The organism is Burkholderia sp. AU31652 (assembly GCF_002223155.1).
Classification (GTDB): Bacteria; Pseudomonadota; Gammaproteobacteria; order Burkholderiales; family Burkholderiaceae; genus Burkholderia.
In genome coordinates, this window is record NZ_NKFG01000004.1 from 15,239 (window position 1) to 31,246 (window position 16,008).

Here is a 16,008-nt window from a genome sequence, read left to right on the forward strand (position 1 = left end):
AAATTGAGCGCGACGGCCGAAGCCGTCAGCGTCGTTTGACGAGATACTGGAACGTGAAGCCGGGAAACGCGAACACGACGAAAAGACTGAACGTGATCGCGTAGAACTGCCAGCCCTGTTCGAAGCGGTTGCCGGCGCGCGACTCGAGCCAGAAGCCGAGCGCGCCAACGATGAAGTACAGCACGATCAGCTCGCCGATCCGCACCCACCCGCTCTTCTTCGCCGTGCCGAACGGCACGACGGCGAAGAGGCGTTGGTTCAGGAACGGCAGGTTGGCGCAGACGAGCGCCAACAGCACGATAAACCAGCCGGCTGCCGACATTACAGCGGCAGCGTGTGACGAATTGCCTGCAGGCAGGCCGTCAGCAGCGGGCTCGGGATCAGGCCGAGCGCGACGACCGCGAGGCCGTTCAGCACGAGGATCGTGCGCTTGCAGAAATCGCCCGAAATCGGCGTCGTATCCTGCGGTGCATCGAAGTACATCAGCTTCACGATGCGCAGGTAGTAGAACGCGCCGAACAGCGACGTGATCACGGCCAGCACGGCCAGCCACGTGAGGCCCGCGTTGACGGTTGCCTCGAGCACGGCGAGCTTCGCGTAGAAGCCGACGGTCGGCGGAATGCCTGCCAGCGAGAACATCATGACCATCATCACGAACGCGAACACCGGGCTGCGCTTGTTGAGGCCCTTGAAGTCGTCGATCGTTTCGGCTTCGAAATCGCGGCGTGCGAGCAGCATCACCACGCCGAACGAGCCGAGCGTCGTGATCAGATAGACGATCGCGTAGAACATCGCCGAGCTGTATGCGTTCGCCGGTGCCGTCGCGTCGCCCTTCACGATGCCCGCGAGCAGGCCGAGCAGCACGAAGCCCATGTTCGAGATCGCCGAGTACGCAAGCATCCGCTTGATGTTGCGCTGGACGATACCCGTGATGTTGCCGACGATCAGCGACAGTGCGGCCAGGATCACGAGCGCGGTCTGCCAGTTCTGTGCGAGCGGCAGCAGGCCCATCACCAGGAAGCGCAGGCCCCACGCGAACGCGGCAACCTTCGGGCCGCCGCCGACGAACAGCGTCATCGCGGTCGGTGCGCCCTGGTAGACGTCCGGCACCCACATGTGGAACGGCACGGCGCCGAGCTTGAACGCGATACCGGCGACGATGAAGACCACGCCGAACATCAGCACGGCCGCGTCGGTGTTGCCGCCGACCGCCTTGTACACCTCGGCCAGCTCGAGCGAGCCGGTCGCACCGTACAGCATCGAGATGCCGTACAGCACGAAGCCCGATGCGAGCGCGCCCAGCACGTAGTACTTCATCGCGGCTTCGCTCGACTGTGCGGCATCGCGGCGCAGCGCGATGACGGCGTACAGCGACAGCGACATCAATTCGAGACCGAGGTACAGCGTCAGGAAGTTGTTGCCCGACACCATGACCAGCTGACCGAGCAGCGAGAACATGCCGAGCAGGAACACGTCACCGCGGAACATGTCGCGATCTTCGAGGTACTTGCGCGAATAGACGAGCGAGACCGCGAAACCGAACGACACGACAGCCTTCATCATGCTCGCGAACGAGTCGACGACGACCATCTTCGAAAAGAAGTAGTACTGCTGCGGGTCGAGTGCCTGCACCGCGAACCACACGCCGGCCACGACCGACGAGACGACCGCGATCAGATAAGTCAGGCGGCGGCCGGAAGCACCGGTAAAGGTGTCGTTCAGCCATGCGACGACGATGGCGGCCAGCACCAGCGCGTCAGGCAACAGGACATTCATAGGGGCGTTTTGCATGATCTTGAGTTCCTCCGCTCGCGATTACTGGGCCAGCGGCAGCTTCGACTGCGCGACGTGGGAGAGGAGGTTTTCCACGGAAACGTGCATCACGTCGGTGAAAGGCTTCGGATACAGGCCCATCAGCAGCGTGAACGCGGCGAGCACGGCCAGCATCAGGAATTCGCGACGGCCGATGTCCTTCAGCTTGGCAACGTGATCGTTCGCCACCGCGCCGAAGTACACGCGCTTGTACATCCACAGCGTGTAGGCAGCACCGAGGATCAGCGTGAATGCCGCGCCGAATGCGATCCAGAAGTTGTACTGGACGGCCGCGAGAATCACCATGAACTCGCCGACGAAACCCGACGTGCCCGGCAGGCCGCAGTTGGCCATCGAGAACAGCATCGCGAAGGCCGCGAACTTCGGCATCACGTTGACGACGCCGCCGTAGTCGGCGATCTGGCGCGAGTGCACGCGGTCGTACAGTACGCCGATGCAAAGGAACATCGCGCCCGACACGAAGCCGTGCGAGATCATCTGGATGATCGCGCCTTCGACGCCGAGCTGGTTGAAGATGAAGAAACCGAGCGTGACGAAGCCCATGTGCGCGATCGACGAATACGCGACCAGCTTCTTCATGTCGGCCTGCACCATCGCGACGAGGCCGATGTAGATCACCGCGATCAGCGACAGCGTGATCACGACGGGTGCCAGGAAGTGGCTCGCGTCAGGCGTGATCGGCAGCGAGAAACGCAGGAAACCGTATGCGCCGAGTTTCAGCATGATCGCAGCCAGCACGACCGAGCCGCCCGTCGGCGCTTCCACGTGCGCGTCCGGCAGCCAGGTGTGGACCGGCCACATCGGCACCTTCACCGCGAACGCGAGGAAGAACGCAATGAACAACAGTATCTGCGGCGTCATCGCGATCTTGGCGTTCTGCCACGTCGCGAGGTCGAACGAATGCGTTTCCGTGTACAGGTAGATCAGCGCGACCAGCATCAGCAGCGAGCCGGCCAGCGTGTACAGGAAGAACTTGAATGCCGCATACACGCGGTTCGGGCCACCCCACACGCCGATGATGATGTACATCGGGATCAGGGTCGCTTCGAAGAACACGTAGAACAGCAGGCCGTCGGCCGCCGAGAATACGCCGATCATGATCCCGGACAGGATCAGGAACGCCGCGAGGTACTGCGCGACGTTCTCGGTGATCACTTCCCATGCGGCGATCACGACGATCACCGTGATCAGCGCGGTCAGCACGACGAACCACATCGAGATGCCGTCGACGCCGAGGTGATACGCGATGTCGAAGCGTTCGATCCAGGTCGACTTCTCGACGAACTGCAGCGCAGCCGTGCTCGAGTCGAAGCCCGTGATCAGCGGGATCGTAACCGCCAGGCCGAGCAGCGAACCGATCAGCGCGATCCAGCGGGCCGTCCCCGGATTTTTGTCGTTACCCACCGCAAGCACGAGGAGGCCGAAAACGATCGGCAGCCAGATCGCGGTACTGAGAATCGGAAAAGCGTGCATTAAGTTGTCCCCCGCCTTATTTGCCGCCGAGCGTTACAAACAGGGTCAGGAGCCCCAGCATGCCGATGATCATGGCGAACGCGTAGTGATAGATGTAACCGGATTGGAGGAAGCGGATCACGCCGGCGAACCAGCCGATGAACCGCGCGCTGCCGTTGACGAGGCCGTCGATCACCACGACGTCACCTTCCTTCCACAGGCCGCGGCCGATCGCCACCGAACCACGGGCGAACACCACTTCGTTGATCTTGTCCATGTAGTACTTGTTGTCCAGCAGCGTGTAGATCGGGCCGAACGCGCGGCGGATCGACGCCGGCAGTTCCGGACGCTTCAGGTACAGGAACCACGCGACAACGACACCGGCGAGCGCGAGCCAGACCGGCAGGCCCGACACCGAGTGCAGGCCCATGCCCACCCAGCCGTGGAACTCCTCGGCCATCTCGGCCAGGGCCGGATGGTTTTCGCCGATGAAGATCACCTTGTCGAATGCAACGCCGTGCTGGAAGAAGTCGCCGAACAGCATCGGGCTGATCGCGATCGCGCCGATGATGACCGACGGGATCGCCAGCAGGACCAGCGGCACCCACACGACCCACGGGGTCTCGTGCGGTTCGTGCGCGTGGTCGTCATGACCGTGGCCATGGCCGTGGTCGTCGTGGCCGTGCGCAGCCGCCATGCCCATCGGCGATTCCGGATGCTTCGGCTTGCGGAAGCGCTCTTCGCCGTGGAACACCAGGAAGTACATGCGGAACGAGTACAGCGCCGTGACGAACACGCTCGCGACGACCGCGAAGTACGCGAAACCCGAACCCGGCAGGTGCGACAGCTTCACCGCGTCGATGATCGAGTCCTTCGAGTAGAAGCCCGAGAAGAACGGCGTACCGATCAGCGCGAGCGAACCGACGAGCGACGTGATCCACGTGATCGGCATGTACTTGCGCAGGCCGCCCATGTTGCGCATGTCCTGGTCGTGGTGCATGCCCATGATCACCGAGCCGGCGCCGAGGAACAGCAGCGCCTTGAAGAACGCGTGCGTCATCAGGTGGAACACGGCGACCGGGTAAGCGGACACGCCGAGCGCGACGGTCATGTAGCCGAGCTGCGACAGCGTCGAGTACGCGACCACGCGCTTGATGTCGTTCTGGACGATGCCGAGGAAGCCCATGAAGAGCGCCGTGATCGCGCCGATCACCGTGATGAACGACAGCGCGGTATCCGACAGCTCGAACAGCGGCGACATGCGCGACACCATGAAGATGCCGGCGGTCACCATCGTCGCCGCGTGAATCAGCGCGGAGATCGGCGTCGGGCCTTCCATCGAGTCCGGCAGCCACACGTGCAGCGGGAACTGTGCCGACTTGCCCATCGCGCCGATGAACAGGCAGATACAGGCGACGGTCAGCAGGCCCCAGTCGGTGCCCGGGAAGTGCAGGCTCGCGAGTTCAGCGCGCTTCGCGAACACTTCGCCGTAGTTCATCGAGCCGGCGAATGCGAGCAGCAGGCCGATGCCGAGCAGGAAGCCGAAGTCGCCCACGCGGTTCACGAGGAACGCCTTCATGTTCGCGTAGATCGCGCTCTCACGCGTGAAGTAGAAGCCGATCAGCAGGTACGACACCAGACCCACCGCTTCCCAGCCGAAGAACAGCTGCAGGAAGTTGTTGCTCATCACGAGCATCAGCATCGAGAACGTGAACAGCGAGATGTACGAGAAGAAGCGCTGGTAGCCGTCTTCTTCCGCCATGTAGCCGATCGTGTACACGTGCACCATCAGCGAGACGAAGGTCACGACGACCATCATCATCGCGGTCAGCGAATCGACGAGGAAGCCGACTTCGAGCTTCAGCGAGCCGACGTTCATCCATTCATAGACGGTCGCGTTGAAGCTTGCGCCGCCCATCACGTCGAAGAAGACTTTCGCCGACAGGAGGAACGCGATCATTACGCCGAGGATCGTGATCCGGTGTGCGCCCTTGCGCCCGACTGCGTTCCCGAACAGCCCCGCAATCAGCGAGCCGGCCAGCGGAGCGAGCGGAATCGCCAGCAGCAGGTTTTCATTGAGTGTCGTTGACATAACAGCGTTGCCTGAAATTAACCTTTGAGCTGATCGAGATCCTCGACATTGATCGTGTCGAGCTTACGGAACAGGGTCACCAGAATCGCAAGACCGATCGCGGCTTCCGCTGCGGCGACGGTCAGCACGAAGAACACGAAGATCTGGCCGTGCACGTCGCCGAGGTAATGCGAAAACGCGACGAAGTTGGTGTTCACCGCCAGCAGCATCAGTTCGATCGACATCAGGATGATGATGACGTTGCGGCGGTTCAGGAAAATCCCGACGATCGCGATCGCAAAGAGGATCGCGCCGAGCACGAGGTAATGAGCAAGAGTCAGCATGTTTTCTTTTCCTCCGCTTAGCCGTTGGTGCCCGAACCGGCTTCGCTCTGCGCCGTTTCCGGCTGCGGCTTTTCCGCGTCCATCTTCACGAGGCGCACGCGATCGTTGCGGCGCACCTTGACCTGATCCGACACGCGCTGGCGCTTGCTGTCCTTGCCCTTGCGCTCGGTCAGCCCGATCGCGGCAATGATCGCGACCAGCAGCACGAGGCCGGCGATTTCAAACGCGAAGATGTAGTCGGTGTAGATCACCTTGCCGATCAGGCGCGTGTTCGACCAGTTGGCCATCTCGCCCGTCGCCATCGCGTGCACCGTCTGCGTGTCGCCGTAGCCGCGCCACAGGATCAGCGCGGTTTCGATCACGATGATCGCGCCGACCACGGTCGCCATCGGGACGAAGCGCTTGAAGTCGCGGCGCAGGTAGTCGATGTTGATGTCGAGCATCATCACGACGAACAGGAACAGCACCATCACCGCGCCCACGTAGACCAGCACCAGCAGGATCGCGAGGAACTCCGCTTCCAGCAGCATCCAGATCGCGGCGGCGTTGAAGAACGCCAGCACAAGGAAAAGCGCAGACGCCACCGGGTTGCGCGAAGTGATCACCTTCAGCCCTGATACCACCAGGAGCAGCGCGAAGATGTAGAACAGTACGGTCGTGAATTCCATGATTACCGGTTCATCGTTAGGCCATAGTCAGGCGCGGCTTGCGGGACGCTCTCGCGTGCCGCACCCGTCGCGGCGGCTCGGCCCTGGCTTCGGGCCGGCACTGCAAACACAATCAACGATACGGCGCGTCGGCAGCCTTCGCCGCGGCGATGTCCTTCTCGTAGCGATCGCCCACCGCGAGCAGCATTTCCTTCGTGAAATACAGGTCGCCGCGCTTTTCGCCGTGGTACTCGAGAATCTGCGTCTCGACGATCGAATCGACCGGGCAGCTCTCTTCGCAGAAACCGCAGAAGATGCACTTCGTCAGGTCGATGTCGTAGCGCGTCGTGCGGCGCGTGTTGTCCGCGCGCGTTTCCGATTCGATCGTGATCGCCATCGCGGGGCACACGGCCTCGCACAGCTTGCACGCGATGCAGCGCTCTTCGCCGTTTTCGTAGCGGCGCAGTGCGTGCAGCCCGCGGAAACGCGGCGAAATCGGCGTCTTTTCTTCCGGGAACTGCACGGTGACCTTGCGCTTGAACGTGTAACGGCCGGTCAGCGCGAGCCCCTGCAGCAGCTCGGTCAGGAAGAAGGTCTTAAAGAAGTGTTGGATTGCGCTCATGATTTCGTCCGATTACTTCACCCAGATGTTGAGCGGCGACATCATCCAGAAGCCGACCACGACCACCCAGACCACCGTGACGGGCAGGAACACCTTCCAGCCCAAGCGCATGATCTGGTCGTAACGGAAACGCGGGAACGTCGCGCGAACCCAGATGAACACCGACAGCAGCGCGAATATCTTCAGCACCAGCCAGAAGATGCCCGGAATGAACGACAGGAATTCGAACGGTGCATCCCAGCCGCCGAGGAACAGCGTCGCGGTCAGCGCCGAGATCACGATCATGTTGATGTACTCGGCGAGGAAGAACAGCGCGAACGCCATACCCGAGTAATCGATCATGTGACCGGCAACGATTTCCGACTCCCCTTCCACCACGTCGAACGGGTGGCGGTTCGTTTCGGCGATGCCCGAGATGAAGTACACGACGAACGCCGGCAGCAGCGGCAGCCAGTTCCACGACAGGAAGTTCACGCCGTGGCCCGCGAAGAAGCCGTGCTGCTGCGAACCGACGATTTCCGACAGGTTCAGGCTGCCGGCCGTCATCAGCACCAGCACCAGCGCGAAGCCCATCGAGATTTCGTACGACACCATCTGTGCCGCGGCGCGCATCGCGCCGAGGAAAGCGTACTTCGAGTTCGATGCCCAGCCGGCGAGAATCACCGCGTACACGCCGATCGACGAGATCGCCATCGCGTACAGCAGGCCCGCGTTCACGTTCGCGAGGACCGCTTCGGCCTGGAACGGGATCACGGCCCACACGGCGAACGCCGGCACGACGGTCATCACCGGTGCGATCAGGTACAGCCAGCGGCTGGCGGCGCTCGGCTGAATGACTTCCTTCAGCAGCAGCTTCAGCACGTCGGCGATCGGCTGCAGCAAGCCGCCGGGGCCGACGCGGTTCGGGCCGAGACGCACGTGCATCCAGCCGATCAGCTTGCGTTCCCACAGAATCAGGTACGCGACGCACAGCAGGATGACGACGGAGACGACGAGGATGCGCACGATTGCCCACACCGTCGGCCATGCGAAGCCGAGAAGCTGGGACCCGCCCGCGTTGATCGTATCGAACAAGCTCATTTACGCCTTCTCCACCACCAGTTCACCGGACAGGCTGCCGAGCGCTGCGCCGGCAGGCGTCGCCGCCGACACGCGAACGACGGTCTCTGCAAGATTCGCGTCGCGCACGGCCGGCAACTGCACCGCACGCTCGCCCTGGCGCACGCGCACCGCGTCGCCTTCCTTCAAGCCCAGCTTGTCGAACAGCGCGGCCGGCAGCGCCGCGGCATTCGCCGCCTTCGCGGCGGCCGTCAGGTGCAGCGCACCTGCGCGGCGCACGAGTGCGTCGGCGTGATAGATCGGCACATCGGCCAGGCGCTCGAAGCCGCCGTTCGCGGCACTCGCCGCGACGCGCACCGGCGCGACCGACGTCTGGTTCGACAGGCGGCTCGCGACGCCGGCGTCGCCAAGCGCGGCGAGACGCACTTCTTCCGCGGTCTCGTATTCGAAGTTCGGCAGGCCGAGCAGGCTGCCGAGCACGCGCAGCACCTTCCAGCCCGGACGCGTGTCGCCGAGCGGGCGCACGACGCCGTTGAAGCTCTGCACGGTGCCTTCCGCATTCACGTACGTACCGGCCGTTTCCGTGAACGGTGCAACCGGCAGCAGCACGTCGGCGTAGTCGAGGCCGTGCTTGAACGGCGACATCACGACGACCATCTCGGCCTGGTTCAGCGCGGCAAGCGCCTGCGCCGGATCGGCGGTGTCGAATTCCGGCTCGACGTTCAGCAGCACGTAACCCTTGCGCGGCTGCTCGAACGCTTCGCGCGCGTTCAGGCCGCCTTCGCCGGGCAGTGCGCCGACGACGTGCGCGCCGACCGTGTTCGCTGCTTCCGTCAGGAAGCCGAACGTGGCGCCGGTGTTGTCGGCGATCCACTTGGCAACGGCGTGCAGCTTCGCGAATTCCGGATGGCGGACCGCGACGTTGCCGAGCAGCACCGCGCGGCGTTCGCCGTTCGCGAGCGACTGGGCGACAGCCTGCGCGGCCGGCGATGCCGTGACGCCCGCGAGCGTGTCGGGCAGTGCGACGCCGCGCAGTTGCGCGACGGCCGCTGCGATGCCGGCCAGCTGGTCGAGCCATGCCGACGGTGCGGCAACGATGCGCTGCGCGGTCGGGATCAGGGCGTCGTCACCGGTCGCGTGCAGGAAATGCAGCTTCGCGCCGTTCTTCGCGGCCTGACGCAGGCGGGCGGCGAACAGCGGGTGGTCGCGGCGCAGGAACGAACCGACGACGAACGCGGCGTCCACGTTCGACAGGTCGGCGATCGGCATGCCGAGCCACGGTGCGCCCTGAACCGGCGCCGAGAAATCCTGCTGACGCAGACGGAAGTCGACGTTCGGCGTCTTCAGTTCGTTGGCGAGCTGCTTCACGAGGAACAGCTCTTCGGCCGTGCTGTGCGCGCTCGCGAGCATCGCCAGCGCGTTCGCGCCGTGATCCGCGGCGATGCCCTTCAGGCCCTTCGCGACGTATTCGAGTGCGGTCTGCCAGTCGGTCTCGATCCACTGGCCGCCCTGCTTCAGCATCGGCTTCGTCAGGCGCTCTTCGCTGTTGAGGCCTTCATACGAGAAGCGATCCTTGTCCGAGATCCAGCATTCGTTGATGGCTTCGTTCTCGAACGGCAGCACGCGCATCACGCGATTGTTCTTCACCTGCACGACGAGGTTCGCGCCGACGGAATCGTGCGGGCTCACCGACTTGCGGCGCGACAGTTCCCACGTACGGGCGCTGTAGCGGAACGGCTTGCTGGTCAGCGCGCCGACCGGGCACAGGTCGATCATGTTGCCCGACATTTCGGAATCGACCGTCTTGCCGACGAACGTCGTGATTTCCGAGTGCTCGCCGCGGCCCAGCATGCCGAACTCCATCACGCCGGCGATTTCCTGGCCGAAGCGGACGCAGCGCGTGCAGTGGATGCAACGCGACATTTCTTCCATCGAGATCAGCGGGCCCACGTTCTTGTGGAACACCACGCGCTTCTCTTCCGCGTAACGCGACGACGACTTGCCGTAACCGACCGCCAGATCCTGCAGCTGGCATTCGCCGCCCTGATCGCAGATCGGGCAGTCGAGCGGGTGGTTGATGAGGAGGAATTCCATCACCGACTGCTGCGCCTTCACGGCCTTGTCGGATTGCGTATGGACGATCATGCCGGCCGACACGGGGGTGGCGCAGGCAGGCACGGCCTTCGGCATCTTCTCGACTTCGACGAGACACATCCGGCAGTTGGCCGCAACCGACAGTTTCTTGTGATAGCAGAAGTGAGGAATGTACTTGTCCGCCTTGTGCGCAGCCTGGATCACCATGCTGCCTTCGGGCACCTCGACCTTCTTGCCGTCTATTTCAAGTTCAACCATGATGGTGAATGGTCCTTAACCTATTTCCGCCCGTTCGCGCCTTCGCCCGACCGTGCGCTCAAATTCCGCAACCGGGTTCGCTTCAGGCTGCCGCCGCGTGCGCGTGGCCGCCGACCATGCAGTGCTTGTGCTCGACGTGGTACGCGAATTCGTCCCAGTAGTGCTTGAGCATCCCGCGTACCGGCATCGCCGCCGCATCGCCGAGTGCACAGATCGTGCGGCCCATGATGTTCTCGGCCACCGAGTTCAGCAGGTCCAGATCTTCCTGGCGGCCTTCGCCGTGCTCGATACGGTTCACGACGCGATACAGCCAGCCGGTGCCTTCACGGCACGGCGTGCACTGGCCGCACGATTCCTCGTAGTAGAAGTACGACAGGCGCAGCAGCGAGCGCACCATGCAGCGCGTCTCGTCCATCACGATCACCGCGCCGGAACCGAGCATCGAGCCCGCCTTCGCGATCGAATCGTAGTCGAGATCCGTCTGCATCATGATGTCGCCCGGGATCACCGGCGCCGACGAACCGCCCGGAATCACGGCCTTGATCTTCTTGCCGCCGCGCATCCCGCCGGCGAGCTCCATCAGCGTCGCGAACGGCGTGCCGAGCGGCACTTCGTAGTTGCCCGGACGCTCGACGTCGCCCGACACCGAGAAAATCTTCGTGCCGCCGTTGTTCGGCTTGCCGATCTCGAGGTAATTCTGCGGCCCGATGGACAGCAGGAACGGCACCGCGGCGAACGTCTCGGTGTTGTTGATCGTGGTGGGCTTGCCGTACACGCCGAAGCTCGCCGGGAACGGCGGCTTGAAGCGCGGCTGGCCCTTCTTGCCTTCGAGCGACTCGAGCAGTGCCGTTTCCTCGCCGCAGATGTACGCGCCGTAACCGTGGTGCGCGTGCAGCTGGAACGAGAATTCCGAGCCCATGATGTTGTCGCCGAGGAACCCCGCGGCGCGCGCTTCATCGAGCGCGGCTTCGAAGCGTCGATACACTTCGAAGATTTCGCCGTGGATGTAGTTGTAGCCGACGGTGATGCCCATCGCGTACGCGCCGATGGCCATGCCTTCGATCAGCGCGTGCGGGTTCCAGCGCAGGATGTCGCGATCCTTGAACGTGCCCGGCTCGCCTTCGTCCGAGTTGCAGACGAGGTACTTCTGCCCCGGGAACTGGCGCGGCATGAAGCTCCACTTCAGGCCGGTCGGGAAGCCCGCACCGCCACGGCCACGCAGGCCCGACGCCTTCACGTCGGCGATCACCTGCTCGGGCGGAATCTTTTCTTCGAGAATGCGGCGCAGCTGCTTGTAGCCGCCGCGCGCGACGTAATCTTCGAGATGCCAGTTCTCGCCGTTCAGACCAGCGAGGATCAGCGGTTTGATGTGACGGTCGTGGAGGGACGTCATTTCGAGAGCTCCTCAAGCAGCTGGTCGATCTTCTCGCGGCTCATGAAGCTGCACATTCTGTGATTGTTCACCAGCAGCACCGGCGCATCGCCGCACGAGCCCATGCATTCGCCTTCCTTCAGCGTGAACTTGCCGTCGGGCGTGGTCTCGCCGAAGCCGATGCCCAGCTTCTGTTTCAGGTAGTCGGCAGTCGCTTCCGCGCCACCGTCCGGGCCGAGCTGGCACGGCAGGTTCGTGCAGAGCGTGATCTTGTGCTTGCCGACCGGGTTGAGCTCGTACATCGTGTAGAACGTCGCGACTTCCTGCACGGCAACGGCCGGCATGCCGAGATAGTCCGCGACGAACTGCATCAGTTCGGGCGACAGCCAGCCGTGCTCTTCTTGAGCCACGGCCAACGCCGACATCACGGCGGACTGTTTCTGATCGGCGGGATACTTCGTCAACGCTCGATCGATTTCCTTCAGGCCTTCAGCTGAGATCATTTTCAGACACGACTCTTTCAATTCCTACCGAACGAACAACCTGCCGCACACTGGGGTGCATGGACGGCAGACCTGGCGCTCACTCTGTTGACAGCTTGCGAAGCCGCGCCGGTTCAGCGCGCATCGCGTGTGACTTGCTGCTCGCCGCCCGCTCGCGCGGGCGGCGCTAACCATTAGCGATCGATTTCGCCGAACACGATGTCCTGCGTACCGATGATCGTGACGGCGTCGGCGATCATGTGACCGCGTGCCATTTCGTCGAGCGACGCCAGGTGCGCGAAACCCGGTGCGCGAATCTTGAGGCGATACGGCTTGTTGGCACCATCCGACACGAGGTAGATGCCGAACTCACCCTTCGGATGCTCGACCGCCGCGTACGCTTCGCCTTCCGGCACATGGAAACCTTCGGTGAAGAGCTTGAAGTGGTGAATCAAGTCTTCCATGTTGGTCTTCATGCCGACGCGCGACGGCGGTGCAACCTTGTGATTGTCCGTCATCACGGGGCCCGGATTCTTGCGGAGCCACTCAATACACTGTTTCGCGATGCGGATCGACTGGCGCATTTCTTCGACGCGCACCAGATAGCGGTCGTAGCAATCGCCGTTCACGCCGACCGGCACGTCGAAATCCATGCGATCGTACACTTCGTACGGCTGCTTCTTGCGCAGATCCCAGGCGATGCCCGAGCCGCGCAGCATCGGGCCCGTCAGGCCCATCTGCAGCGCACGCTCCGGGCTGACCACGCCGATCCCGACCAGACGCTGTTTCCAGATCCGGTTGTCGGTGAGCAGCGTTTCGTATTCGTCGACGCACTTCGGGAAGCGCGTGAAGAAATCGTCGATGAAGTCGAGCACCGAGCCGCTGCGCGCTTCGTTCATCTTCGCGAGCGCCTTCTCGTTGCGAATCTTCGACGCCTTGTATTGCGGCATTGCGTCAGGCAGATCGCGATAGACGCCGCCCGGACGATAGTACGCCGCGTGCATCCGGGCGCCGGACACCGCTTCGTACACGTCCATCAGGTCTTCCCGCTCACGGAACGCGTACAGGAACACGGCCATCGCGCCGACGTCGAGCGCGTGCGCGCCGATCCACATCAGGTGGTTCAGCACGCGCGTGATTTCGTCGAACAGCACGCGGATGTACTGCGCGCGCTCCGGCACGTCGATGCCGAGCAGCTTTTCGATCGCGAGCACGTAGCCGTGCTCGTTGACCATCATCGACACGTAGTCGAGACGGTCCATGTACGGCACGGACTGGATGAACGTCTTGGATTCCGCGAGCTTTTCCGTCGCGCGGTGCAGCAGGCCGATGTGCGGATCGGCACGCTGGATGACTTCGCCGTCGAGCTCGAGCACGAGGCGCAGCACGCCGTGCGCTGCCGGGTGCTGCGGGCCGAAGTTGAGCGTGTAGTTCTTGATTTCTGCCATGACGCCCCCTTAATGTTTCAGACCGCCATAGCGATCCTCGCGGATCACGCGCGGCGTGATTTCGCGCGGCTCGATCGTCACCGGCTGGTACACGACCCGCTTTTCTTCCGGGTCGTAACGCATTTCGACATAGCCCGACACCGGGAAGTCCTTGCGGAACGGGTGGCCGATGAAGCCGTAGTCGGTGAGGATGCGGCGCAGGTCGGGGTGGCCTTCGAACACGATGCCGTACAGGTCGAACGCTTCGCGCTCGTACCAGTTCGCGGAGGTCCAGATGTCGACCAGCGATGCCACGATCGGCAGGTCGTCGTCCGGTGCGAATGCACGCAGGCGCAGGCGCCAGTTGTTCGTGACCGACAGCAGGTGCGACACGGCCGCGAAACGCGGGCCGTCGTAGGCGCCGTCGCCGAAGGTCTGGTAGTCGACGCCGCACAGGTCGATCAGTTGCTCGAAACGGAGCTTCGGATCGTCGCGCAGCATCTTTGCGACTTCGAGGTAATCGCTCGCCTTCACGACGAGCGTCAGTTCACCGATCGCTTCGGTGAGGCTCACCACGCGCGCGCCGAGCGCGGCTTCGAGGTTTGCCTTGAGGGTCTCGATTTTGCTTGCCATATTGAGGGGACGCTCGGGGCTTTATTGACGGGCGATGGTATTGGTGCGGCGGATCTTCGCCTGAAGCTGGATCACGCCGTAGACCAGCGCCTCGGCCGTGGGCGGACAGCCCGGCACGTAGACGTCGACCGGCACGATCCGGTCGCAGCCGCGGACCACCGAGTACGAGTAGTGGTAGTAGCCACCGCCGTTCGCGCACGATCCCATCGAGATCACCCAGCGCGGCTCGGCCATCTGGTCGTACACGCGGCGCAGCGCGGGCGCCATCTTGTTGCAGAGCGTGCCGGCGACGATCATCACGTCCGACTGGCGCGGGCTCGGGCGGAACACGACGCCGAACCGGTCCAGGTCGTAACGGGCCGCGCCCGCATGCATCATTTCGACGGCGCAACACGCGAGCCCGAACGTCATCGGCCACAGCGAGCCGGTACGCGTCCAGTTGATCAGCTTGTCAGCCGTCGTGGTGACAAACCCTTCCTTCAAGACCCCTTCGATACTCATTTGCTTTCCACTCCAGACGAGCGACCGAGCGTGGCCGCCCATGCAAACCGGCGATTAACCCATCACTCCCAGTCGAGGCCGCCTTTCTTCCAGATATAGGCAAAGCCCAGCAGGAATTCGAGCAGAAAAATCATCATTGCGATGAAACCCGGCCAGCCGATATCCCGGAGCGCGACGCCCCACGGAAACAGGAATGCGGTTTCGAGATCGAAGATGATGAACAGGATGGCGACGAGGTAGTACCGGACGTCGAATTTCATCCGGGCGTCTTCAAAGGCTTCGAAGCCGCACTCGTACGGTGCGTTCTTCTCGACGTCCGGCTTGTTGGGACCAAGGAGCTTGCCGATGCTGACCAGCGCTATACCTAAACCAGTGCCCACGAGGAGGAACAACAAGACGGGGTAATAGGCTGCGAGGTTCAAGGCAATCCTCTATCGGTTGGTTCTGAGCGTCCGGAGAATACCACTTCCGGCGGAAGGAATCATTTCGGAGTGCAGGCGATCGCAAGACAACCGCAAGCACACCCCAGAAATGAAAAATGCCAGCCACTAGAAGCGGCTGGCATTGAGTAACTTTGGTGCCGACGGCGAGACTCGAACTCGCACAGCTTTCGCCACTACCCCCTCAAGATAGCGTGTCTACCAATTTCACCACGTCGGCACTGCATGCAACCGGGGTTGTAACTACTTGTTTCCCGCGAATCGCTTCAAGAATTAAATTCTAACCCGACTTCGAGATTTGTTCAACGCACAATCGCAAAAAATTTAACTTTTTATTTCGGGACGTCCTGGCCCGGCGCGCTTGCAGCCGAACCTGCTGCAGCGGACGCCGCGACGGCCGGCGCCGATGCTGCAGGCGCCGATGCAGGTGCGGTCGCGACCCCACCCAGCACGCCCGCCGACGGCGTCGACTTGTACGAACCGAGGTACGTCAGCGCGAGCGTCGCGACGAAGAAGATCGTCGCGAGAATGCCCGTCGTACGCGACAGGAAGTTCGCCGAGCCCGTTGCACCAAACAGGCTGCCCGATGCGCCGCTGCCGAACGCAGCGCCCATGTCGGCACCCTTGCCGTGCTGCAACAGCACGAGACCAATCACACCAAGTGCAGACAGCACCTGCACCACAATAATCAGCGTCTTGAATAACAGCATCACACCCACCCGAATGGATCAGGCGACCGGACCGACCGGCCGCCGTCATGGTTCAATTCGATC

At 63.0% G+C, this 16,008-nt stretch carries 16 protein-coding genes and 1 tRNA gene; all 17 read right to left on the reverse strand.

Annotation, left to right across the window (positions count from 1 at the left end):
* Positions 1-25: 25 nt before the first annotated feature.
* Positions 26-322: a DUF2818 family protein gene (locus tag CFB40_RS12385; protein WP_046544751.1), complete on the reverse strand. Its 297-nt coding sequence runs from the start codon at positions 320-322 to the stop codon at positions 26-28.
* A complete protein-coding gene (gene nuoN / locus CFB40_RS12390) occupies positions 322-1,776 on the reverse strand; it encodes an NADH-quinone oxidoreductase subunit NuoN (RefSeq protein WP_174976206.1) in 1,455 nt (484 codons plus the stop codon). The genes CFB40_RS12385 and nuoN overlap by 1 nt, the downstream gene beginning before the upstream one ends.
* Before the next feature lie 39 nt (positions 1,777-1,815).
* On the reverse strand, positions 1,816-3,306 hold the full coding sequence (locus tag CFB40_RS12395) for an NADH-quinone oxidoreductase subunit M (RefSeq protein ID WP_021162817.1): 1,491 nt from the start codon (positions 3,304-3,306) through the stop codon (positions 1,816-1,818).
* A gap of 16 nt (positions 3,307-3,322) precedes the next feature.
* Positions 3,323-5,377: an NADH-quinone oxidoreductase subunit L gene (gene nuoL, locus CFB40_RS12400; protein WP_039370608.1), complete on the reverse strand. Its 2,055-nt coding sequence runs from the start codon at positions 5,375-5,377 to the stop codon at positions 3,323-3,325.
* 17 nt (positions 5,378-5,394) lie between these two features.
* A complete protein-coding gene (gene nuoK / locus CFB40_RS12405; RefSeq protein ID WP_006478272.1) occupies positions 5,395-5,700 on the reverse strand; it encodes an NADH-quinone oxidoreductase subunit NuoK in 306 nt (101 codons plus the stop codon).
* A gap of 17 nt (positions 5,701-5,717) precedes the next feature.
* Positions 5,718-6,368, reverse strand: a complete 651-nt coding sequence (locus tag CFB40_RS12410) for an NADH-quinone oxidoreductase subunit J (RefSeq protein WP_089425978.1) — start codon at positions 6,366-6,368, stop codon at positions 5,718-5,720.
* Between the two features lie 112 nt (positions 6,369-6,480).
* Positions 6,481-6,969, reverse strand: a complete 489-nt coding sequence (nuoI, locus tag CFB40_RS12415; RefSeq protein WP_011352695.1) for an NADH-quinone oxidoreductase subunit NuoI — start codon at positions 6,967-6,969, stop codon at positions 6,481-6,483.
* 12 nt (positions 6,970-6,981) lie between these two features.
* A complete protein-coding gene (gene nuoH, locus CFB40_RS12420) occupies positions 6,982-8,049 on the reverse strand; it encodes an NADH-quinone oxidoreductase subunit NuoH (RefSeq protein WP_011352696.1) in 1,068 nt (355 codons plus the stop codon).
* Positions 8,050-10,380: an NADH-quinone oxidoreductase subunit NuoG gene (gene nuoG / locus CFB40_RS12425; RefSeq protein WP_089431483.1), complete on the reverse strand. Its 2,331-nt coding sequence runs from the start codon at positions 10,378-10,380 to the stop codon at positions 8,050-8,052.
* Between the two features lie 82 nt (positions 10,381-10,462).
* Positions 10,463-11,773 carry an NADH-quinone oxidoreductase subunit NuoF gene (gene nuoF / locus CFB40_RS12430; protein ID WP_006478267.1) on the reverse strand — a complete coding sequence of 437 codons (1,311 nt, stop codon included), beginning with the start codon at positions 11,771-11,773 and terminating at the stop codon, positions 10,463-10,465.
* The gene (gene nuoE / locus CFB40_RS12435) at positions 11,770-12,255 is read right to left on the reverse strand and encodes an NADH-quinone oxidoreductase subunit NuoE (protein ID WP_006750460.1); all 486 of its coding nucleotides are present in this window, start codon (positions 12,253-12,255) and stop codon (positions 11,770-11,772) included. The genes nuoF and nuoE overlap by 4 nt, the downstream gene beginning before the upstream one ends.
* A 173-nt stretch (positions 12,256-12,428) precedes the next feature.
* Entirely contained in the window at positions 12,429-13,682 is a 1,254-nt protein-coding gene (locus CFB40_RS12440; protein WP_034184888.1) for an NADH-quinone oxidoreductase subunit D, read from the reverse strand.
* 9 nt (positions 13,683-13,691) lie between these two features.
* Positions 13,692-14,294 (reverse strand): NADH-quinone oxidoreductase subunit C, encoded by a 603-nt coding sequence (locus CFB40_RS12445; RefSeq protein WP_043188849.1) that lies wholly within the window; start codon positions 14,292-14,294, stop codon positions 13,692-13,694.
* Positions 14,295-14,315: 21 nt separating this feature from the next.
* Entirely contained in the window at positions 14,316-14,795 is a 480-nt protein-coding gene (locus CFB40_RS12450; protein ID WP_006398799.1) for a NuoB/complex I 20 kDa subunit family protein, read from the reverse strand.
* A gap of 62 nt (positions 14,796-14,857) precedes the next feature.
* Entirely contained in the window at positions 14,858-15,217 is a 360-nt protein-coding gene (locus CFB40_RS12455) for an NADH-quinone oxidoreductase subunit A (protein ID WP_006398798.1), read from the reverse strand.
* Positions 15,218-15,370: 153 nt separating this feature from the next.
* Positions 15,371-15,455, reverse strand: a tRNA-Leu gene (locus tag CFB40_RS12460).
* 112 nt (positions 15,456-15,567) lie between these two features.
* On the reverse strand, positions 15,568-15,945 hold the full coding sequence (secG, locus tag CFB40_RS12465) for a preprotein translocase subunit SecG (protein WP_011352700.1): 378 nt from the start codon (positions 15,943-15,945) through the stop codon (positions 15,568-15,570).
* Positions 15,946-16,008 lie beyond the last annotated feature (63 nt).